We start from the raw sequence: 20632 nt of genomic DNA on the forward strand, positions 1-20632 counted from the left end.
CACATCGCGGAGCGTTCGATGACAGCGCGCACGAACAATCGTCGGAGCATCAGCCTCGCCGCCCTTCTCGTCCTGGGCGTGCCGCTCCTCGCCGGCCCGGCCATCGCGGCGGGCAACGACGCCACCTATCGCGCGGCCCTCACCGGCAGCAGCGAGGTCCCGGCGACCACAGGCGCCGGCACGGGCGACATCACCGCGACCTTCGATCCCGCCGCCAAACGCCTCAGTTGGTCGGGACGATACAGCGGTCTCACCGGCCCGGTCACGGCCGCCCATTTCCATGGTCCGGCCAAGGCCGGTGAGAATGCTGGCGTGCTGGTTCCGGTGACGGCAGCGAGCAGTCCCTTCTCCGGCGAGGCGATCCTCGACGACGCGAAGGCCGCCGATCTCGCTGCGGGCCGCATCTACTTCAACCTTCACACCGCCGCGAACCCGAAGGGTGAGATCCGCGGCCAGCTGGAGCGCGCGCCCTGATCGGGAATGGCGAGAGCCTCGACGTTCCCGATCGCGCCCGGTAGGCGGATCCCATCCTCCTGCCGGAGCTTTCGATGAAGCAGATCGACGCCATCATCGCCTGGACGCCCCTGCGTTGGGCAGAGCTGAAGCCGGAAACCGCCGGGCAGGTCGTCGTCCTGCCCGCACCCGACACGGCGGGCGAGGCGAAGCGCTACATGATGCGCGCCGGCGCCAGCTCGTCCGCCCTGGCCGCCCTGTCGGAAGAGGCGCGCATCGCCCGCCTCTTCATCGACTTCCAGACCCTCGTGGTCCGCGACGGGATCGACCCGCAGGCGGCCCACCGGGCGTTTTTGACGATCGACGAATATCGGTTCCGCATCGCCCCCGACACCGAGGGTGCGGAGTTCGAGGATCCGCCCGAGGAGGATTAGCCTTCTGCCCGCGGCCGGCCGTTGCGTCGTGCTCACGCAAGCGTGAGAATTATGAATGCACACAGGCCGAAGCCGCCCTATCTTCCGCTGGGTCGTGATTTCGTCCGAGGCCGGCCATGCCCGTATCCCGTCGCGCCGTCATCGCCGCAGCGGCCCTCGCCCCGCTCGCAGGGCGACTCGTCACCGCGGCGGAGCCGCTGATCCGCCGCCCGATCCCCTCCACCGGCGAGATGCTTCCGGCCATCGGGATCGGCACGTCCCGACGCTACGAGGTCGAGCCGACGCCCGACGCGGTGGCGCCGCTGAAGGAGGCGGTGAAGACCTTCGTCGCCCTCGGCGGCTCGGTGATCGACACGGCCCCGAGCTACGGGACCGCCGAGGACGTCCTCGGATTGATCCTGGCGGAGCCCGGCCTGCGCCAGAAAGTCTTCCTCGCCAGCAAGGTCGACACGACCGGCCGCGATGCGACGCTGGCGGAGTTCGAGCAGTCGCTCAAGCGGATGAAGGTCGATACACTCGATCTCGTGGCGGTCCACAATCTGATCGACGTGACCAAGAATCTGGCGATTCTGCGGGATCTGAAGGATCGCAAACGCATCCGCTATGTCGGCGTCACGGTCTGGCGCGACAACCAGCTCGACGCGCTCGAAGCCGTCATGAAGCACGAGACGCTCGACTTCATCCAGGTGAACTACGCCATCGACAACCGTGCCGCCGCCGAGCGCGTGATCCCGCTCGCCGCGGACCGCGGCGTGGCGGTGATGACCAACGTGCCGTTCGGCCGCGACCGCCTGTTCAAGGCGGTCCAGGGCAAGGAACTGCCGGCTTTCGCCAGGGACCTCGGCTGCGCGAGCTGGCCGCAGGTCTTCCTGAAATACGTGCTCGGCAATCCGGCCGTGACCTGCCCGATCCCCGGCATGGCGAAGGCCGCCTATGTCGAGGACAACCTCGGCGCCGCGCGGGGCAAGCTCCCGGATGCGGCGCAGCGCAAGCAGATGGAGATGTTCATCGATGCGGTCTGATCTCACCTCGCGCCGCGCGGCGCTCGCCCTCGCGGCCGGACTCGCCGTCGCCGCGGCCATGCCCGCGCTGGCCCAGGACGGCCCGAAAAAGATCCGGATCGGCGTCATCGGGGCCGGAAATATCGGCGGTACGATCGGGACGCTCTGGGTCAAGGACGGCCACGAGGTGATGTTCGCCTCCCGCCACCCGGAGCAGCTGGCGGCGATGGTCTCGGAGCTGGGACCGAACGCCAAGGCCGGCACGCCCGAGGAGGCGATCAAGTTCGGCGATGCCGTGTTCATCGCCGTCCCCTACAAGGCCTATCCGGATCTCGCGAAGGAGATCGGCCCGGCTCTCAACGGCAAAGTCGTCCTCGACGCCGGCAACGCCACGCAGAAGCGCGACGGCGCGCTCTACGACGAGGTCCAGGCCAGTGGGATCGGCGCCACCTCGGCCAAGTACTTTCCCGGCGCCAAACTCGTGCGCGCCTTCAATGCGGCCAACTACAAGGTCTTCGCCAAGGAAGGCGCCGATGGCGGCAAGGGTCGCGCGGGCGGACGGATGGCGATCCCGATCGCCGGGGATGACCCGGAGGCTCTGAAGGTCGCCGAGGGCCTCGTCCGCGACGCCGGCTTCGATCCGGTGGTGGTCGGTCCGCTCAAGGAGGCCGACAAGTTCGCCATGGGCTCCCAGGGCTTCGGTCACGACGTGACCGCGGCGGAGATGCGCCAGAAACTCGGACTGGCGCAGTAGGGGCGTCATCCGATCCGTCGCCACGCCGTGCGGAGGCGACGGGTCGGACCGAGTCTCCGTGAGGGAGGCTTGCCAGAGGGAAAGCCCATTCCGGTGAGATCGGCCCATGTCTGAACCCGCACCCGCCCGCGGCACGCTCGCGCGCCTGATCGACGTTCAGCCCGGCGAGGGTCGGGCGCTGGCGTGGTCCTGGGCCTACATCTTCTCGATCCTGGCCGCCTACTACGTCCTGCGCCCGATCCGGGATCAGATGGGCGTCGCCGGCGGCATCGAAAACCTGCCCTGGCTGTTCACCGCCACCCTGGTGGGCATGCTCGCCCTCAACCTGCCCTTCGCCTACCTGGTGAAGCGGATGCCGCGGGCGCGGTTCGTGCCGATCACCTACCGGTTCTTCGCGGCCAACATCCTGGCCTTCGCGCTGACGCTCTATCTCGCCCCCGCCGAGTGGGGCGTGTGGATCGGCCGGGTGTTCTTCGTCTGGCTGTCGATCTTCAACCTGTTCGTGGTCTCGATCTTCTGGGCGACGATCGTCGACGTGTTCTCGAACGCCCAGGGCAAGCGCCTGTTCGGCTTCATCGCAGCCGGCGCGACGCTCGGCGCCATCGCGGGTTCGGCGACCACCGCGATCCTCGCCAAGAACGTCCCGACCTGGGGCCTGATGCTCTGCGCGGTGGTGCTCCTCGAGATCGCCGTATTCTGCATGCGCGGTCTCGCGGCCCTGTCGACGCAGCTGCACGAGGTGCCGGGCCGCGACCGCAGCGCCGATGACGGGCAGGATCGGACGATCGGCGGCAGCGTGCTCGCCGGCGTCACGCGGACCTTCGCGTCCCCCTACCTGCTCAACATCTCGCTGTTCCTGCTGCTGTTCTCGGTGACCTCGACCTTCCTGTATTTCGAGCAGGCGGGCATCGCCAAGCGGAGCTTCCCGGACCGGGGTGCGCAGACCGCCTTCTTCGCCAGCGTCGACCTCGCGGTGAACGTCCTGACGCTGGGAATCCAGCTGTTCCTCACCGGCCGGATCGTGAATCGCATCGGCGTCGCCCTGACGCTGGCGATCCTGCCGGCCTTCAGCATCCTCGGCTTCGCGGCGCTCGCCGTCTGGCCCACGATCGGCGTGATCGTCGCGTTCCAAGTCCTGCGCCGGGCCGGCAACTTCGCCATCGCGCGACCGGTGCGCGAGGTGCTGTTCACCGTCGTCCCGCGGGAGGATCGCTACAAGGCCAAGAGCTTCATCGACACGGTGGTCTACCGCCTGGGCGACCAAGTCGGCGCATGGTCGTTCACGGGCATCCAGGGCGTCGGATTCGGCAGCGCCGGCGTGGCGGGCGCCGCGATCCCGCTCTCGGTGGCGTGGCTCGTGAACAGCCTCTGGCTCGGGCGCGCACAGGACCGGCGCCGGGACGAGCAGGCGACGGAGCCGGTCGGTGAGTCAGCGCGGCCCATGCCGTTCGGTCGTGGGGCGGCTTCGCCCGGCCGGTGAGCGACGCGGGCCGGCCTACCGGTGCCGCATGAAGTCCCAGACCAGGTAGGCCGGGAACGGCAGCATGATCGCGAAGAAGATCCAGTCGAACATCTGAGGCATCAAGCCATCTCCCGCTCGGCCCCCTCTGGTTCTACCGGCATGGCCGTGTGAAGTTCCGCGCGGCGGCGGCGGTCCGTTAAGAGGCGGTTTACCCTGACGGGCGACGTATCGCGCTCGGTCCGGGCGGGAGAGAGACATGGCGGGACCCGCATGGTCGGCGCCGCGGCGCTGGTGGCGCACCGCCGAGCCCGCGATGGCCGTGCTCGGGCTCCTCGCCGTGACGCCGGCTCCAGTCGCCGCGCAGGAGCCGCTCTACATCCGCATCCGCCCCCTACCGGACGCCGAGGCCGCGCGCGTGGCCCGGGAGATGCTCTGGGCGCGCCGGCAGGCCCATGCCCGTGCGGTGATCGAATCCGTCTGCACCGGCTGCCTCGGTGCCTGGAAACCTGAGACCGTCCCGGCCCCGAGCCCGGCTCCGGCGCCGACGGAGGACCGGATTGCGAACCTCACCGTTCCGATAGGGGTTGAACTGGACCCCGGCTCCGGGGCATCCGACCCGCATCCCGATCCATCGACCTCCGAGAGGCATCCATGACGCAAGCGCATCCGACCAGCGGCGCCGAGCCCGAAGTCGATTGCCCGGTAACCCTCGAGGTCCTGGGCTCCGTCTACCGGGCCGACGATTTCGACCTGCCGCTGATCCTGGAGCAGATCCCGCCGCTGAAGCGCGCGCAGCTGGCCACCTACCTCTATGGCAAGAGCCACATGCACAAGCTCGGGCTGAAGGTCGCCCGCTCCTGCGAGCGCGACGACCTCATCCGCGTGGCGGGCGAGATCGGCTCGGTGATCCACGGACAGGCGCACCTGAAGCCGTCGCGGCCGGCGCCCGAGCCGGCTCCCCAGCTGCGGGCCAAGACTCCGCCCGGCCAGAAGAAGGTGAGCCTCGCCGGCGCCGCCGCGAAGCCCGCGATCAGCCTCGGCGGATCGGCCAAGGTCCGCAACTTCGACTGAGCGCCGACGCGTCGGGTGAGCCGAGACCACGTCGCGCGCCTGACCGGATCGGCCGATTCGGGTCCCGGGTCGCGCCGCGTGGCCCCGGGACGATGCAAGAGCGTATGACCGAGGGGCGGAATCCGGCATTCCGTCGGCGTCAGCGCGTCGGAAGACCGGACAACCCGGACTTGTGCGTTGCACCCGCCCCGGCCTTCGGATAATCGCCCGCGATGAACACCGACCACGACAAGATCCTGATCGTCGATTTCGGCTCTCAGGTGACCCAGCTCATCGCCCGCCGGGTGCGGGAGGAGGGCGTCTACTGCGAGATCGTGCCCTTCACGAAGGCCGAGGCCGCGTTTCGCGAGCAGAAGCCCAAGGGCGTGATCCTCTCCGGCGGCCCCGAATCGGTAACCGTCGAGGCCTCGCCCCGCGCGCCCCAGCTCGTGTTCGATTCGGGGGTCCCGGTCTTCGGCATCTGCTACGGCCAGCAGACCATGGCGGCCCAGCTCGGCGGTGCCGTCGAGGGCGGACACCACGCGGAGTTCGGCCGGGCCGAGGTCGAGATCCTGGCCGATTGCCCCCTGTTCAAGGGCGTCTGGCACAAGGGCGAGAAGTACCCGGTCTGGATGAGCCACGGTGACCGCGTCACCAAGCTGCCGGACGGCTTCACCACCGTGGCGATCTCCAAGAACGCGCCCTTCGCGGCGGTGGCCGACGAGACCCGCAACTATTACGCGGTGCAATTTCACCCGGAAGTGGCACACACCCCCCACGGCGCCCTGCTGATCCGCAACTTCGTGCGCGACGTGGCCGGCTGCTCGGGCGACTGGACCATGGGCGCCTATCGCGAGGAGGCCATCGCCAAGATCCGCGAGCAGGTCGGCTCCGAGAAGGTGATCTGCGGCCTGTCGGGTGGCGTCGATTCCGCCGTGGCGGCCGTGCTGATCCACGAGGCGATCGGCGACCAGCTGACCTGCGTGTTCGTCGACCACGGCCTCCTGCGCCTGGGCGAGGCCGAACAGGTCGTGGCCCTGTTCCGCGACCACTACAACATCCCGCTGGTCCACGTTGAGGCGTCGGGGATGTTCCTCGCGGCCCTTGAGGGCGTCTCGGATCCCGAGGTCAAGCGCAAGACCATCGGTCGCCTGTTCATCGACGTGTTCGAGGCCGAATCGAAGAAGATCGGCGGGGCGAAGTTCCTGGCGCAGGGCACGCTGTATCCGGACGTGATCGAGAGCGTGTCGTTCACGGGCGGCCCGTCCGTGACCATCAAGAGCCACCACAATGTCGGCGGCCTGCCCGAGCGCATGGACATGAAGCTCGTGGAGCCGCTCCGCGAGCTGTTCAAGGACGAGGTCCGGGTCCTCGGCAAGGAACTCGGCCTGCCCGAGGGCTTCGTCGGCCGCCACCCGTTCCCGGGCCCGGGCCTGGCGATCCGCTGCCCCGGCACGATCACCGCCGAGAAGCTGGAGGCCCTGCGCAAGGCCGACGCGATCTACCTCGACGAGATCCGGCAGGCCGGCCTCTACGACACGATCTGGCAGGCCTTCGCGGTGATCCTGCCGGTGAAGACCGTCGGCGTGATGGGCGACGGCCGCACCTACGATCATGTCTGCGCGCTGCGCGCCGTCACGTCGGTGGACGGCATGACCGCCGATTTCTACCCGTTCGACATGGCCTTCCTGGGCCGGGTCGCGACCCGGATCATCAACGAGGTGAAGGGCATCAACCGGGTCACCTACGACATCACCTCGAAGCCCCCGGGCACCATCGAGTGGGAATGAGCAGGCCCGCAGCCGTCATCGCGAGGGCCGCGAGACGATTCTGGGGAGCGTGACGGCAGGCTTCGGGGCGCCCCCGGATCGCTCCGCGTCGCGCGCCGGGACGATGCGGACGCCGTGCCGCAGACCGCGCACCGTCACGGCCCGCAGAGTGCCGGCTCGACCGCCTTCAGCGCCGGCCGGAACGCCGCGAGATGCAGCCCGTCCCGCAGGGCACCGGGCTTGGCGTAGCCGGTGTCGCCGTCGCGCAAGGCCGCGAACGGGTCCGTGAACACGCAGCCGAGCCGGCCGCACAGGTTGCGCAGGCGCTGCGAGTAAATTGCCACCGCGCCGGCATCGACGAGCTTGCCGAGCTCACGCCCGACCGGGGGGAGGGCCGTCACCACGACGCGCGGGCTCAAGGTCTGGAGCCGCTTGATGATCGCCTCTGCGGCGGCTTCGAACTGCGCCGTCGGCCTGTCCAGCCGCGGGTTGTTCTTCACGAGGATGTCGTTGGTCCCGATCGTCAGCGCGGCGAGCCGGGGAGGGACCTTGAAGGTCAGGCGCGCGAGGTGGTCCGCATAGCTGGCCGCGGTCGAGCCGCTGATCCCGCCGTTGAGGAAGTCGAGGCCGCAGGGCCGCTGGCTGCCGGGCTGCAGTTCCACCTGGGAATCGCCGGCCCAGAACACGTAATCCGGCGGCGCCTCGTCGAGGCTGACCTGCACGGCGATCAGGCGCATCTCCGCGTAGGCCCGCGCATCGGCGGCCGGCCTATGCAGGCGCCACCCGGCGAAACCGCCGATCGCCAGCAGGGCGAGCCCACCGAGGATGAGAAGGGCGACGCGCCTCACGGCTCGGCCCCGGCCCGGTCGACCTGCGCGTCCAGCCGCGCATCCGTGGAGGCGTAGTAGGGTTTAATGTCGAGGAGCGGCGTGCCGTCGAGGCAGTCGAGCCCGCGCACGCGGAGCGTGTCGCCGTCGCGGCCGAGCAGTTCCACCACCGACAGGGCGATCGGGTTGGGACGGGCGGGCGAGCGCAGGGAGAAGGTGCCGCGGGGACCGTCGGCGTGGCGCGGGCGCTGGATCACGAGGCCGCGGGTCGCCCGGTCCATCCAGTAGAGTAGGATCAGGTGCGTGCAGCCCGTGACGTTGCGCAGGCCGGGGACGTAGGCCGGATCGACCTCCACGGTGCAGACCGCATCGGTCTGCAGGCCATTCTTCGGACAGTCGGATCGCGCCTGCCAGGGCGTGCGCAGCCGGCCGATGAAGTGGAGCCCCGCATCGAAGGTCGTGGGCAATTCTGCCCTCACTTCGCCGGGACGGGTTCCGAACTCATCCGCGTCCATGCCGCCTCGCTCCGCGCCGGCGGGCTTGTCGGCCATGTGCCCGCGGCCCGCAACCCCGCATCTCGCCCCCGGATGGTGCGGGGTGTAGATCCGGCAGCAGGAACGGAGGCGACATGATCGAGCGGGAATTGCGGCCGATGCAGGCGGTGGCCGATGCCGGGACCGCCGTCGACCGGCTGGTCGAGCTCTACGACGACGCGGCCGGCGCCCTGCGAAATGCCCTGGAGCGCTACCTCGCCGGGGGGCCGCCGCCGGACGCCACCGAGCGGCTCGCCTTCCGCTACCCGGAGCTGCGGATCAGCTATCGCCCGGACGGGCCGCTGCCGCGCGTCCGGCGCGCCACCGCCAAGCTCCAGGCGGCCGGGACCTACGCCACGACGGTGACGCATCCGGCGTTCTTCCGGACCTACCTGACCCGTCAGCTGGAGCCGCTGATCGCGGATTACGGCATCGCCATCGAAGTCGGGCTGAGCGCGCAGGAGATCCCCTATCCCTACGTGCTGGAAGCCGGGCTCGACGCGGGCGGCCGGGCGGTCGACGGCGCGGATCTCGCCACCTACTTCCCGGTCCCGCTCCTGTCGCTCGTCGGCGACGAGATCGCCGACGGGACCTTCGACCAGGTGGCGGGCGAGCCGCTGCCCCTGGCGCTGTTCGACGGCGTGCGGGTCGATTACTCCCTCCGGCGGCTGGTCCATTACACCGGCTGCGACTGGCGCGACGTCCAGCCCTGGATCCTGCTCACCAACTACCACCGCTACGTCGACCAGTTCGTCCGCCACGGCCTGGAGCGGCTGGCCTCGGGCGCGGAGGGGTTCGAGCGGCTGGTCCTGCCGGGCGGAGTCTCCGTGAGCCGCGCCGAGGCCGCCGAGGCCGACCCCGCCGCGGTGATCGCCGCCTCGCCCTGGCACCGGCATCAGATGCCGGCCTACCATTTGGTGGCGCGCGACGCCGACGGGACCCAGCAGGGCACGACGCTGGTCAATATCGGCGTCGGCCCCTCGAACGCGAAGACGATCACCGACCATCTCGCCGTGCTGCGCCCGGATTGCTGGCTGATGGTCGGCCATTGCGGCGGCCTGCGGCAGTCGCAGACCATCGGCGACTATGTGCTGGCGCACGCCTATCTCCGCCGCGACCGGATCCTCGACGAGCTCGTGCCGCCGGACGTCCCGGTCCCGGCGCTGGCCGAGGTGCAGGTCGCGCTCCAGAGCGCCGCCGCCTCTGTGACGGGCGAGCAGGCCGATGCCCTGAAGCGGCGCCTGCGCACCGGCACGGTGGTGACCTATGACGACCGCAACTGGGAGCTGCGCTTCAGCCAGGAGCGGCGGCGGATCAACCAGTCCCGCGCGATCGCGGTCGACATGGAGAGCGGCACCGTCGCCGCGCAGGGTTTCCGCCTCCGCGTACCCTACGGCGCGCTGCTCTGCGTCTCCGACAAGCCGCTCCACGGCGAGATCAAGCTGCCGGGCGCCGCCAATGCCTTCTACGACCGGGCCGTCTCGGAGCATCTCCAGGTGGGATTGGCGGCACTCGACGTGCTGCGCGCCGACCGGCACGGTCTCCACTCGCGCAAGCTGCGCAGCTTCGATGAGCCTCCGTTCAGGTGAGGGGCGCCCGGCGCGGTCTTCATCCGGTCCGCGCCCGAGGACGGCTCTCGCGACGGACTGCCACGTCGCCCCAAATACTCAAGCTTGGATATCGCGGCGTTTTGAAGTGTTGGGAGATTAATACACCTCGCTTCAAGCTGAGATTTCCCATGACTCGTATCGCACTTGTTTCGACCGCTCTTCTGGCAGCGGTCGCTTTCGCTCCGACCGGTGCGGATGCGCGCGGCTTCGGCGGGGGTGGCTTCCACGGCGGAGGCTTCGGCGGTGGCGGATTTCACGGCGGCGGGTTCGGCGGCGGCTTCCGCGGTGGCAGCGTGGGCGGCGGATCGTTCCGGAACGGCGGCTTCGGCGGCGGTGCCTTTCAGAACGGCGGCGTCGGTGGGGCGCGGGTCGGCGGCCTGGGTGGTGGCTTCCGGGGCGCGGGGCTCGGCGCTGCCGGCGTGGCCGGAGCCGGCGGGCTTCGGGGCGGCGGCCTCCGGACCGGCGGATTCCACGATGCCGGCCGGTATGGCGGGATCGGGAACCGCGGGATTGTCGGGCGTGGCTACGCCGACCGCGGTTACTACGGCCGGCGCTATGGCCGCGGCGTCGGCTACGGCCTTGCGGGGGTCGGGCTCGGCCTCGGGGTCGGCTACGGCCTGAGCGGCCTCGACTACGGGTACGACAATTGTGCCGACACGTACGGCTACGGGGCTTACGACCCGGCCGCCTGCAACGGCTACTACGGCTACGGCTACTGAGCCACGCGAAGCGGGTCCCCAGACGCCCTTTGAGACAGCACCGCGCCCGGCCGGCTCTCGGCCGGGCGTCCGCGTTCGTAAGCAGGCCGGCGCGGCCCATCGCACCGAGAGCCTTCGCGGTTGGCGAAGGCTCGCTCAACAACTCCCGAATTGCGAACCGTTCCAATACGACGAGGATGCCGCCTCCGGCGTAGCGTGGTGCGGGGACGATCGCGGTGAGCGGGGAGGGGTCGATTGCGGCGACGGCGGCACTGCTCTTGGCGTGCATGAGCCTCTGGGCGACCGCCCTGCTGCCCGAGATCGTCACGGCGCTCGCCTTCTTCGGACTGGCGATGCTGCTGCGGCTCGGCTCCGCCGCGACGGTGTTCTCCGGCCTCTCGTCCTCCGCCTTCTGGCTGGTCCTGTCCGGCCTGGTGGTGGGGCAGGGCATGACCCGGACGGGCCTCGGCGCCCGCATGGCGCGGAGCCTCGCCCTGCGCCTCTCGGGCTCCTACGGCCACTTCATCACCGGGCTGGTGGCGCTGAGCTTCCTCATCGCCTTCGTCATGCCGTCGAATCTGGGCCGCATCGCCCTGATGATCCCCGTGACCCTGGCGCTCTGCGACGCCTTCGGCCTCGCGGTCGGCCGCCCGGGACGGACGGGCGCGGTGCTGGCGGTCGGCATCGCCACGCCGATCCTGTCGGCAGCGATCCTGCCCGCCAACGTGCCGAACCTCGTCATGGCCGGCTCGGCGGAACACCTGCTCGGGCTGCAGCTCTCTTACCTGTCCTACTTCGTCCTGCACGCCCCGGTCCTGGCCGCGGTCAAGGGCGTCCTGCTGGTGGCTCTCATCGTCCGGCTGTTTCCGGACGACCTCGGCCCGACCGCGCCGACCCTGCCGGTGCTGCCGCCGCTCTCCGCGCCCGAGCGGCGCCTCGCGGTGATCCTCGCCTGCACGCTGGTCCTCTGGATGACCGACGCCCTGCACGGGCTCGCCCCCGCCTGGGTCGGCCTCGCCGCCGCGGTGGTCTGCCTGCTGCCGCGGATCGGGGTGCTGCCGCCCGAAGCGTTCCAGCAGGTCAACCTGCGGACCTGCTTCTACATCGCGGCGCTGCTCGGTCTGGTCGCCCTGGTCAACGAGACCGGTCTGGGCGGGCGTCTCGGCCATCTGCTCCTGGCGGTCGCGCCCCTGGCGCACGACGCGCCGACACAGAACTTCGCGGTGCTCACCGGCATGGCGACGGTGCTGACCCTGCTCGTCACCGCCAACGGCGCGCCGGCCCTCTACACGGCCCTGGCGGGCGAGATGACGGAGGCGAGCGGCCTGTCATCCCTCGCGGTCGTCTCCCTGCAGGTGATCGGCTACTCGACCATCTTCTTCCCTTACCAAGCGCCCCCGATCGTGTTCGCCAGCGAGCTCGGGGGCGTCCGCCTCGGGGACGCGACGCGCCTCACCGTGAGCTTCGGCCTCCTGTCGTTGCTGGTGGCCGCGCCCCTCGACTATGCGTGGTGGCGACTGCTGGGGCAGCTGAGGTGACAGAATCGGCAAAGTGTCGCCCCAGACGGCACATTGCGCCGCACCATGGCGGATTGCGGGTTGCCCGCTCAGCCACTAGCGCTACCAGATTAGAGACGGTCCAGTTCGCAGCTGCGAGGCTTCAACCCGATGGCACCCACCGCCCGCCCGACAGTGGCACAGCCGCTATCGCCCCATCTCCAGATCTATCGCTGGACCTGGACGATGGCGATGTCGGTGTTTCACCGTATCACCGGCACCGCGCTCTATGGCGGGACTGCACTGGTCGCCATCTGGCTCGTGGCTCTGGCTTCCGGACCGGTCGGCTACTCTTACGTGGCCGGCTTCTTCGGCTCGCTGTTCGGGCGCCTGATCCTGTTCGTCTATACGTGGGTGCTGATGCACCACATGCTGGGCGGCATCCGGCACCTGATCTGGGACACGGGCGTGGGCTTCGATCGGGAGAAGCGCCTGTCGATGGCCCGGCTGACCCTGATCGGCTCGGTCGCGCTCACCCTCGTCATCTGGGCGGTCGCCCTTCTGGTCCGCTGAGGAGGCCCACATGGCTCAGAAAGAGGTCCGGCAGGACACGCGCGTCTCGATCCGCACCCCCCGCGCCCGGGTCCGCGGCCTCGGCGTCGCGCACCACGGGGCCGGCCACTGGTGGCTGCAGCGGCTGACCGCCATCGCCAACGTCGTGCTGATGCTGAGCTTCGTGGTGATCGTCGCCAAGATGTCGGGCCGCGGCTTTGCGGAGGCGCGGCTCCTCGTCGCGACCCCCCTGGTGTCAATTCTCCTGATCCTGGCGCTGCTGTCGGTTACGATCCACATGCGTCTCGGCATGCAGGTGATCATCGAGGACTACGTGCACGCCCCGGCCATGAAGATTGCGGCGGTTCTCGCCAACAACGCCTACGCGGTCGTCGTGGCCGTGGCCTGCCTCTACGCGGTGCTGCGCATCGGCTTCGGACAGCCGGCCTGAACCCCGCCAACCCCTATTTCGAGGAGCCGAACATGGCCGCCAACGGCACAAACGGCAGCGGGCCTGCCTACACCATTCACGATCACGCCTTCGACGTGGTGATCGTCGGCGCGGGCGGCGCCGGCCTGCGTGCCACGGTCGGCTGCTCGGAAGCCGGCCTGCGCACCGCCTGCATCACCAAGGTGTTCCCGACCCGCTCGCACACCGTGGCGGCGCAGGGCGGCATCTCGGCGTCCCTCGGCAACATGGGCCCGGACGACTGGCGCTGGCACATGTACGACACCGTGAAGGGGTCGGACTGGCTCGGCGACCAGGACGCCATCGAGTACCTCGTGCGCAACGCGCCCGCCGCCGTCTACGAGCTGGAGCACTGGGGCGTGCCGTTCTCCCGCACGGAGGAAGGCAAGATCTACCAGCGCCCGTTCGGCGGCATGACCACCGATTACGGCAAGGGCACCGCCCAGCGCACCTGCGCGGCGGCCGACCGCACCGGCCACGCCATGCTGCACACCCTCTACGGGCAGGCGGTGAAGAACCAGACCGACTTCTTCATCGAGTATTTCGCCCTCGACCTGATCATGGACGAGGAGGGCCGCTGCCGCGGCGTCATCGCCCTCGACCAGGCCACCGGCGAGATCCACCGGTTCCGCGCCCAGATGACCATCCTGGCGACCGGCGGCTACGGACGCGCCTATTTCTCGGCGACCTCCGCGCATACCTGCACGGGCGACGGCAACGCCATGGTGCTGCGCGCCGGCCTGCCGCTGCAGGACATGGAGTTCGTGCAGTTCCACCCGACCGGCATCTACGGCGCGGGCTGCCTGATCACGGAAGGCTCCCGGGGTGAGGGCGGCTATCTGACGAATTCCGAGGGCGAGCGCTTCATGGAGCGCTACGCACCGTCGGCCAAGGACCTCGCCTCGCGCGACGTGGTCTCGCGCTCCATGACCATGGAGATCCGGGACGGCCGCGGCGTCGGCAAGAACAAGGACCACATCTACCTGCACCTCGACCACCTGGATCCGAAGATCCTGCACGAGCGCCTGCCGGGCATCTCGGAATCCGCGCGGATCTTCGCCGGTGTCGACGTGACCAAGGAGCCGATCCCGGTCATCCCGACCGTCCATTACAACATGGGCGGCATCCCCACGAACTATCACGGCGAGGTGCTGACGCTGCGCGACGGCAACCCCGACACCGTGGTTCCGGGCCTGATGGCCATCGGCGAAGCAGCCTGCGTCTCCGTCCACGGCGCCAACCGCCTGGGCTCGAACTCGCTGATCGATCTCGTGGTGTTCGGCCGCGCCGCCGGCAAGCGCTGCGCCGAGATCGTCGAGCCGAACGGCCGCGCCATGGAACTGCCGAAGGGGGCCACCGACAAGGCCCTCGAGCGCCTCGACCGGTTCCGCTACGCCAATGGCGCGACGCCGACCGCGGAACTCCGCGCCGAGATGCAGAAGACGATGCAGAACAATTGCGCCGTGTTCCGCACCGGCGAGGTTCTGGAGGAGGGCAAGGGCCTGATCCACAAGGTCTGGAACGCCGCCGCCGACGTGAAGGTCACCGACCGGTCGCTGGTCTGGAACACCGACCTCTTGGAGACCCTGGAGTTCGACAACCTGATCGGCCAGGCGGTGGTCACGATGGAATCGGCCGCCAACCGCACGGAATCCCGCGGCGCCCATGCCCGCGAGGACTTCCCGGACCGCGACGACAAGGACTGGATGAAGCACACGCTGTCCTGGCTCGACGAGGGCCGGCACCAGGTGAACATCGATTACCGTCCGGTGCACACCTACACGATGTCCAATGAGATCCAGTACATCGAGCCGAAGGCCCGCGTGTACTGATACGAACCTCTGCTCAACGACTGCGGCGGCGGGGCTTCTGCCCCGGCCGCCACGTCCTGCTCTAGCGGAAGCCGTCGAGAACCATGGCCCAGTTCAACCTTCCGAAGAATTCCCAGATCACGCAGGGCAAGTCCTGGCCGGCGCCTCCCGGCGCCAGGAACCTGCAGACCTTCAAGATCTACCGCTGGAACCCGGATGACGGGGCCAACCCGCGGATCGACACCTATCAGGTCGATCGCGAGGATTGCGGGCCGATGGTCCTCGATGCGCTCCTGTGGATCAAGAACAAGGTCGACTCGACGCTGGTCTTCCGCCGCTCCTGCCGCGAGGGCATCTGCGGCTCCTGCGCGATGAACATCGAGGGCCAGAACGCGCTCGCCTGCACGTTGGGCATCGACGAGTGCAAGAGCCCCGACAACGCCCTGCCGGTCATGACCCGCAAGGACAAGGACGGGGCGATCCGGATCTATCCGCTGCCGCACATGCCGGTCCTGAAGGACCTCGTGCCGGACCTCACGAATTTCTACGCCCAGCACGCCGCCATCGAGCCCTGGCTGCAGACCGAGACGCCGGCCCCGGAGAAGGAGTGGCGCCAGACTCCGGAGGACCGCTCCCGCCTCGACGGTCTGTACGAGTGCATCCTCTGCGCGTGCTGCACCACCTCGTGCCCGAGCTACTGGTGGAACGGCGACAAGTTCCTCGGCCCGGCAGCCCTGCTGCAGGCCTATCGCTGGCTGATCGACTCGCGCGACGAGAACACGGGCCACCGCCTCGACGGGCTGCACGACCCGTTCCGGCTGTACCGCTGCCACACGATCATGAACTGCGCCAACACCTGCCCGAAGAGCCTGAACCCGGCCAAGGCCATTGCCGAAATCAAGAAGATGATGGTGGAGCGCACGCTCTGATTGCAGAGCCGGGCCACGTATTGAGGCCTGAAGGCCACACTGGGCCGAAAAGCCCGGCTCTCCGCAGCGGAGTCGTCTGAGCTTGAGAGGGCCGCCTTGCGGTCAGCGCAATTGGCACGGAGTCAGGGGCAAGCGCGTACGCGCCTCCAAGCCTGACCCAAAGTGGACCGATGCTGCGCCCGAGCCTGTCGACGTTCGCCGTTCTCTGCCTGGGCGCCAGCCTCGGCGCCTGTGCCTCGAGCCGCCTGGATGGGCCGCGGACGCGGGCGCCGTCGCCGCAGGCCTCCCTGGACACGGTGCCGGCCATGCCGTCGGGCACCGTGACCGCAGCCCCCCTGGCGCCTCCGCCCGGCGTGGCCGCGAGCCCCGACGCGCCGACCCCGCCCGGTGCGCAGGCGGCCGCGCCGCCCGCCGGTCCGACGGTGATCGCCGAGCCGGTCGCCCCGCCGGCGCCGCCGCCGCCGGTCGCCACCGGCGGCCGCTCCTCCGTGGTCGGAAGCTGGGATGCCCGCGACGCCACCGGAGCGAATTGCAAGGTGACGCTTTCGAGCACGCCGGCCCTCGACCTCTACAGGGCGACGGCGACGGGCTGCCCCAACAAGGATCTGGCCCGGGTCTCGGCCTGGGACTTCCGCGACGGGGAAGTCTACCTCTACCAGCCGGGCGGCTCCGTGGCGGCGCGGCTGCGCCAGGGCGGCGGCGGCCTAGAAGGCGCCCTGACCAAGTCGGGCGCCGCGCTGGCCCTGAACCGCTGAGACACCGCGGCGGCGCGACCACTCCGCACGGTTGGCGCGGGGCCGGTCGCGCTTACATGAGGGGCTCCCGCCGCGTCACGCCCCCGTAGACATGTTCCTCGATTGGCTCGAACGCCGCGTCGACCCCTTCGCGCCCTTCGACGAGGCGCGGATGCCGCCGCGGTCGATCCTCGGCTTTGCCTGGTTCTACCTGCGCCCGATCCGCGCCGCCCTGGCGGCCCTGTTCGTCATCGCGGTGATCGCCGGCACGGTCGAGGCGTCCCTCTACCTCGTGATGCGCTGGTTCATCGACCTGCTCGGCTCGGCCGATCGGGCGACGGTGCTGTCGGACCACGCGGTCGAACTCGGCCTCGTGGTCGTTCTCATCGCGGTGGTGCGTCCGCTGTCGATCTGGGCGCACGAGGTGCTGTCCAACCAGCTCATCGTGCCGCAATCGACCAGCCAGATCCGCTGGCGGGCGCATCTCTACACCCTCGGGCACGCGCTCTCGTATTTCCAGGGCGACTTCTCCGGCCGTCTGGCCAACCGCGTCGTCCAGGTGGGCCCGGCGGTGCGGGAACTCGCGGTCGTCTTCATCGACACGCTCCTCTACGTGGCGATCTACGCGATCACGGCGGTCGGGCTGTTCAGCGCGATCTCGCCGTGGCTCGCCGTCCCGGTGCTGCTCTGGATCGCCGCCTACGCGGCCCTGACCGCGTGGTTCGTGCCCCGGGCCCGGGCGCGCTCGCACAAGACCGCCGACACCCGCTCGACGCTCATCGGCCGGATCGTCGACAGCTACACCAACATCCTGACGGTCAAGCTCTTCGCCCGCGACCGCGAGGAGCGGGCCGCGGTGCAGGACGCGGTGGACGTCCACACGGCCGCCTATCTTCACCAGTTCCGGCTGGTGACCCTGACCACCAGCCTGCTTGGACTCCTCAACAGCACGCTCCTGATCGCCACCGGTGCCGCGTGCCTCATCCTGTGGCGCGACGGCGGCATGACCACCGGCGAGGCGTCGGCGGGTCTCGCCCTCGTGCTGCGCCTGATCGCCATGTCGGGCTGGGTCATGCAGACCGTGCGCGGTGTCTTCGAGAATGTCGGCGTGGTCCAGGAGAGCATGCAGACGATGGCCCGGCCGCACGCCCTGGTCGACGTGCCGGACGCGCAGTCCCTCGTCGTAACCGGCGGCGAGATCCGATTCGAGGAAGTCGGCTTCCATTACGGACGCGGCGACGCCACGGTCATCGAGGATTTCTCCCTGACGATCCGCCCCGGCGAGAAGGTCGGGCTGGTCGGCGTCAGCGGCGCGGGCAAGTCGACGCTGGCGGGTCTGCTCCTACGCCTCTACGACGTTGAGAGCGGGCGCATCCTGGTGGACGGCCAGGACATCGCCGCGGTGACTCAGCAATCGCTGCGCGAAGCCATCGCGATGGTCAGCCAGGACACGTCGCTCTTGCACCGCTCCATCCGCGACAACATCGCCTATGGCCGCCCCGACGCCAGCCAGGCGGAGATCGAGCGGGCGGCCCGGCTGGCGCATGCGGACGCGTTCATCGCCGATCTCGTCGATCACAAGGGGCGGCGGGGCTACGACGCCCAGGTCGGCGAGCGCGGCGTCAAACTCTCCGGCGGGCAGCGGCAGCGGATCGCCATCGCCCGCGTCATGCTGAAGGACGCCCCGATCCTGATTCTCGACGAGGCGACCTCGGCCCTCGACAGCCAGGTCGAGGCGGCGATTCAGGACTCCCTCGACACCCTGATGGCCGGCAAGACCGTGCTGGCCATCGCGCACCGCCTGTCGACCATCGCGGCCCTCGACCGGCTCGTCGTCATCGACCGCGGCCGGATCATCGAGGAGGGGACCCACGCCGAGCTTGTTGCGCGCGGTGGCGTCTATGCCGGATTGTGGTCGCGCCAATCCGGCGGCTTCCTGGACGACGGGACGGCCCGATACGACAGCGCCGTCGCGTGAGCGCCGCACCGGCAGCGTTACCGGCAACATACCGCGACGATCGCGGGTCGACCTTATCGCCGCGCCGCACACAGCGGCTTGACTCGGGGGCGTCAGACAGTCTCATTGCTCAGATTAGAACCATAATGCTTTGTTCCTGGATCGAGCCGGGACGAGGGCACCTGCGGCCCTGACGCCGACGCATGGAGTTCCGAACCTTGGCGAACACATCAGCCGCCGCTCCCGCGGCCTCTGGTCATGAGGGCAGCCGCCGTGACTTTCTCTTCCTGGCGACCGGCGCCGGGCTGGCGGTCGGGGCCGCAGCCGCGGCTTGGCCGCTGATCTCTTCCATGGCGCCCGATGCGGACACGATCGCCGCCGGGGCGCCGATCGAAGTCGATCTGACGCCGATCCAGGACGGCCAGATCGTCAACGTCTTCTGGCGCGGCAAACTGATCTTCGTGCGCAAGCTCACCGCCAAGGAGGTGGGCGACATGAAGGCGGTCCCGCTCTCGGCGATGATCGACCCGGCCGCCTTCCCGACGCGGGTCAAGAACGGCCACGACCAGTGGCTGGTGGTCTACGGCAACTGCACGCATCTCGGCTGCGTGCCGATCGGCCACCAGGGCAATTTCGAGGGCTGGGCCTGCCCGTGCCACGGCTCGCAATTCGACGCGGTGGGCCGCGTGCGCCATGGACCCGCGCCCATCAACCTGCCGATCCCGCCCTACGCCTTCGAGACGGACACCAAGATCCGGATCGGCGAAGGCGGCAAGGAAGCGGCCTGAGGAGGACGGAAGCATGAGCGGAACGGCCAGCACCTACGTCCCCAAGAGCCGCGTAGCCAAATGGTTCGAAGCGCGCCTGCCCATCGCCGGGCTGGTGCACTCGTCCTTCATTGCCTACCCGGTTCCGCGGAACCTCAACTACTTCTGGACCTTCGGGGCGATCCTCGCCGCCTTCCTGGGCATCCAGATCGTCACCGGCGTCTGGCTGGCGATGCACTATGAGCCTTCGGCGACGGGTGCCTTCACCTCCGTCGAGAAGATCATGCGCGATGTGAACTACGGATGGCTGCTGCGCTACGCGCATGCCAACGGCGCCTCGATGTTCTTCGTGGCCGTCTACGTCCACATGTTCCGGGCGCTTTATTACGGGTCATACAAGGCCCCGCGCGAGGTGCTCTACATCCTCGGCGTCGTCATCTACCTGCTGATGATGGCCACGGCCTTCCTGGGCTACACGCTGCCCTGGGGCCAGATGAGCTTCTGGGGCGCGACCGTCATCACCAACATCCTGGCGGCGATCCCGGTGGTCGGCGACACGATCCAGACCCTGCTCTGGGGCGGCTACTCGGTGGGCAACCCGACCGTGAACCGCTTCTTCTCGCTGCACTACCTGCTGCCGTGGATGATCGCCGGCGTGGTCGTGCTGCACGTGTGGGCGCTGCACGTCACCGGCCAGAACAACCCGGCCGGGATCCCGATCAAGTCGGGCAAGGACGCGGTGCCGTTCACGCCCTACGCGACGATCAAGGACGTCTTCGCCACCTGCGTGTTCATGATCCTGTTCGCCTGGTTCCTGTTCTACCAGCCGAACTTCCTCGGCCACGCCGACAACTACATCCAGGCGAACCCGGCCGTGACGCCGGCGCACATCGTGCCCGAATGGTACTTCCTGCCGTTCTACGCGATCCTGCGTGCGGTCCCGAGCAAGCTCGGCGGCGTCATCCTGATGTTCTCGGCGGTGATCATCCTGGCCTTCGCGCCGTGGCTCGACACGTCGCGGATCCGCTCGTGCAACTACCGGCCGCTCTACCGCCAGTTCTTCTGGGTGTTCATCGGCGCGACCTTGCTGCTCGGCTGGCTCGGCTCGCAGCCGCCGGAGGGGGGCTACGTGCTGGCCGCTCAGGTCTGCACCATTTACTACTTCGCGCACTTCCTGATCGTCATGCCGCTCTGCGGCCTGTTCGAGACGCCGAAGAAGCTGCCGGGCTCGATCCTCGAGAGCGTGACCGGGCCGGGCAAGCAGGTGAGCGGATCCGGCATGCCGGCGGGCGCTGCCGCCGCTCCGACCACCAAAGGCTGACGGGC

The 20632-nt window shown here is 69.3% G+C and carries 21 protein-coding genes; 19 read left to right on the top strand and 2 right to left on the bottom strand.

The window, feature by feature from the left end; all coding sequences use genetic code 11:
* The first annotated feature begins 18 nt into the window (after window positions 1-18).
* The 8 genes from MCBMB27_RS27530 to guaA all read left to right on the top strand — a co-directional run bounded on the left by MCBMB27_RS27530 (window position 19) and on the right by guaA (window position 6944).
* Window positions 19-474 carry a CHRD domain-containing protein gene (locus MCBMB27_RS27530; protein WP_075381812.1) on the top strand — a complete coding sequence of 152 codons (456 nt, stop codon included), beginning with the start codon at window positions 19-21 and terminating at the stop codon, window positions 472-474.
* A 74-nt stretch (window positions 475-548) separates the two neighbouring features.
* On the top strand, window positions 549-887 hold the full coding sequence (locus MCBMB27_RS27535) for a hypothetical protein (protein ID WP_043348958.1): 339 nt from the start codon (window positions 549-551) through the stop codon (window positions 885-887).
* Window positions 888-1003: 116 nt separating this feature from the next.
* Window positions 1004-1909: an aldo/keto reductase gene (locus tag MCBMB27_RS27540; protein ID WP_075381813.1), complete on the top strand. Its 906-nt coding sequence runs from the start codon at window positions 1004-1006 to the stop codon at window positions 1907-1909.
* On the top strand, window positions 1899-2642 hold the full coding sequence (locus tag MCBMB27_RS27545) for an NADPH-dependent F420 reductase (RefSeq protein ID WP_075381814.1): 744 nt from the start codon (window positions 1899-1901) through the stop codon (window positions 2640-2642). Before MCBMB27_RS27540 ends, MCBMB27_RS27545 begins: the two co-directional genes overlap by 11 nt.
* Before the next feature lie 106 nt (window positions 2643-2748).
* Window positions 2749-4122, top strand: a complete 1374-nt coding sequence (locus MCBMB27_RS27550) for an NTP/NDP exchange transporter (protein ID WP_075381815.1) — start codon at window positions 2749-2751, stop codon at window positions 4120-4122.
* Window positions 4123-4360: 238 nt separating this feature from the next.
* The gene (locus MCBMB27_RS27555; protein WP_075381816.1) at window positions 4361-4759 is read left to right on the top strand and encodes a hypothetical protein; all 399 of its coding nucleotides are present in this window, start codon (window positions 4361-4363) and stop codon (window positions 4757-4759) included.
* The gene (locus MCBMB27_RS27560) at window positions 4756-5175 is read left to right on the top strand and encodes a hypothetical protein (protein ID WP_043352116.1); all 420 of its coding nucleotides are present in this window, start codon (window positions 4756-4758) and stop codon (window positions 5173-5175) included. The genes MCBMB27_RS27555 and MCBMB27_RS27560 overlap by 4 nt, the downstream gene beginning before the upstream one ends.
* A 212-nt stretch (window positions 5176-5387) precedes the next feature.
* Window positions 5388-6944, top strand: a complete 1557-nt coding sequence (gene guaA / locus MCBMB27_RS27565; protein ID WP_075381817.1) for a glutamine-hydrolyzing GMP synthase — start codon at window positions 5388-5390, stop codon at window positions 6942-6944.
* Between the two features lie 134 nt (window positions 6945-7078).
* On the opposite strand, the gene MCBMB27_RS27570 is transcribed toward guaA, so the two are convergent.
* Together MCBMB27_RS27570 and tsaA are read right to left on the bottom strand one after the other, a co-directional pair.
* Entirely contained in the window at window positions 7079-7771 is a 693-nt protein-coding gene (locus MCBMB27_RS27570) for an SGNH/GDSL hydrolase family protein (RefSeq protein WP_075381818.1), read from the bottom strand.
* Window positions 7768-8265 carry a tRNA (N6-threonylcarbamoyladenosine(37)-N6)-methyltransferase TrmO gene (gene tsaA / locus MCBMB27_RS27575; RefSeq protein WP_043383748.1) on the bottom strand — a complete coding sequence of 166 codons (498 nt, stop codon included), beginning with the start codon at window positions 8263-8265 and terminating at the stop codon, window positions 7768-7770. Before tsaA ends, MCBMB27_RS27570 begins: the two co-directional genes overlap by 4 nt.
* Before the next feature lie 113 nt (window positions 8266-8378).
* Between tsaA and MCBMB27_RS27580 the strand changes: the two genes are divergently transcribed.
* From MCBMB27_RS27580 to MCBMB27_RS27630, 11 genes are all read left to right on the top strand, one after another.
* Window positions 8379-9872 (top strand): AMP nucleosidase, encoded by a 1494-nt coding sequence (locus MCBMB27_RS27580; RefSeq protein ID WP_043383644.1) that lies wholly within the window; start codon window positions 8379-8381, stop codon window positions 9870-9872.
* 149 nt (window positions 9873-10021) lie between these two features.
* A complete protein-coding gene (locus MCBMB27_RS27585) occupies window positions 10022-10612 on the top strand; it encodes a hypothetical protein (RefSeq protein WP_075381819.1) in 591 nt (196 codons plus the stop codon).
* Between the two features lie 215 nt (window positions 10613-10827).
* Window positions 10828-12129 carry an SLC13 family permease gene (locus tag MCBMB27_RS27590; protein ID WP_043383650.1) on the top strand — a complete coding sequence of 434 codons (1302 nt, stop codon included), beginning with the start codon at window positions 10828-10830 and terminating at the stop codon, window positions 12127-12129.
* A 129-nt stretch (window positions 12130-12258) separates the two neighbouring features.
* On the top strand, window positions 12259-12660 hold the full coding sequence (gene sdhC, locus MCBMB27_RS27595; RefSeq protein ID WP_043383652.1) for a succinate dehydrogenase, cytochrome b556 subunit: 402 nt from the start codon (window positions 12259-12261) through the stop codon (window positions 12658-12660).
* A gap of 10 nt (window positions 12661-12670) precedes the next feature.
* Window positions 12671-13090 (top strand): succinate dehydrogenase, hydrophobic membrane anchor protein, encoded by a 420-nt coding sequence (gene sdhD / locus MCBMB27_RS27600; protein ID WP_043383655.1) that lies wholly within the window; start codon window positions 12671-12673, stop codon window positions 13088-13090.
* 32 nt (window positions 13091-13122) lie between these two features.
* Window positions 13123-14940 (top strand): succinate dehydrogenase flavoprotein subunit, encoded by a 1818-nt coding sequence (gene sdhA, locus MCBMB27_RS27605; protein WP_043755565.1) that lies wholly within the window; start codon window positions 13123-13125, stop codon window positions 14938-14940.
* 83 nt (window positions 14941-15023) lie between these two features.
* On the top strand, window positions 15024-15848 hold the full coding sequence (locus MCBMB27_RS27610) for a succinate dehydrogenase iron-sulfur subunit (protein WP_075381820.1): 825 nt from the start codon (window positions 15024-15026) through the stop codon (window positions 15846-15848).
* A 170-nt stretch (window positions 15849-16018) separates the two neighbouring features.
* Window positions 16019-16603 (top strand): protease inhibitor Inh/omp19 family protein, encoded by a 585-nt coding sequence (locus MCBMB27_RS27615; RefSeq protein WP_075381821.1) that lies wholly within the window; start codon window positions 16019-16021, stop codon window positions 16601-16603.
* Window positions 16604-16694: 91 nt separating this feature from the next.
* Complete coding sequence (locus tag MCBMB27_RS27620) at window positions 16695-18560, top strand: ABC transporter ATP-binding protein (RefSeq protein WP_075381822.1); 1866 nt, start codon at window positions 16695-16697, stop codon at window positions 18558-18560.
* A 182-nt stretch (window positions 18561-18742) separates the two neighbouring features.
* On the top strand, window positions 18743-19327 hold the full coding sequence (petA, locus tag MCBMB27_RS27625; RefSeq protein ID WP_078946996.1) for a ubiquinol-cytochrome c reductase iron-sulfur subunit: 585 nt from the start codon (window positions 18743-18745) through the stop codon (window positions 19325-19327).
* A 13-nt stretch (window positions 19328-19340) separates the two neighbouring features.
* Window positions 19341-20627: a cytochrome b gene (locus MCBMB27_RS27630; protein WP_043351447.1), complete on the top strand. Its 1287-nt coding sequence runs from the start codon at window positions 19341-19343 to the stop codon at window positions 20625-20627.
* The last annotated feature ends 5 nt before the right edge of the window (window positions 20628-20632 follow it).

It is taken from the genome of Methylobacterium phyllosphaerae (genome assembly GCF_001936175.1).
GTDB classification, from domain to species: Bacteria; Pseudomonadota; Alphaproteobacteria; order Rhizobiales; family Beijerinckiaceae; genus Methylobacterium; species Methylobacterium fujisawaense.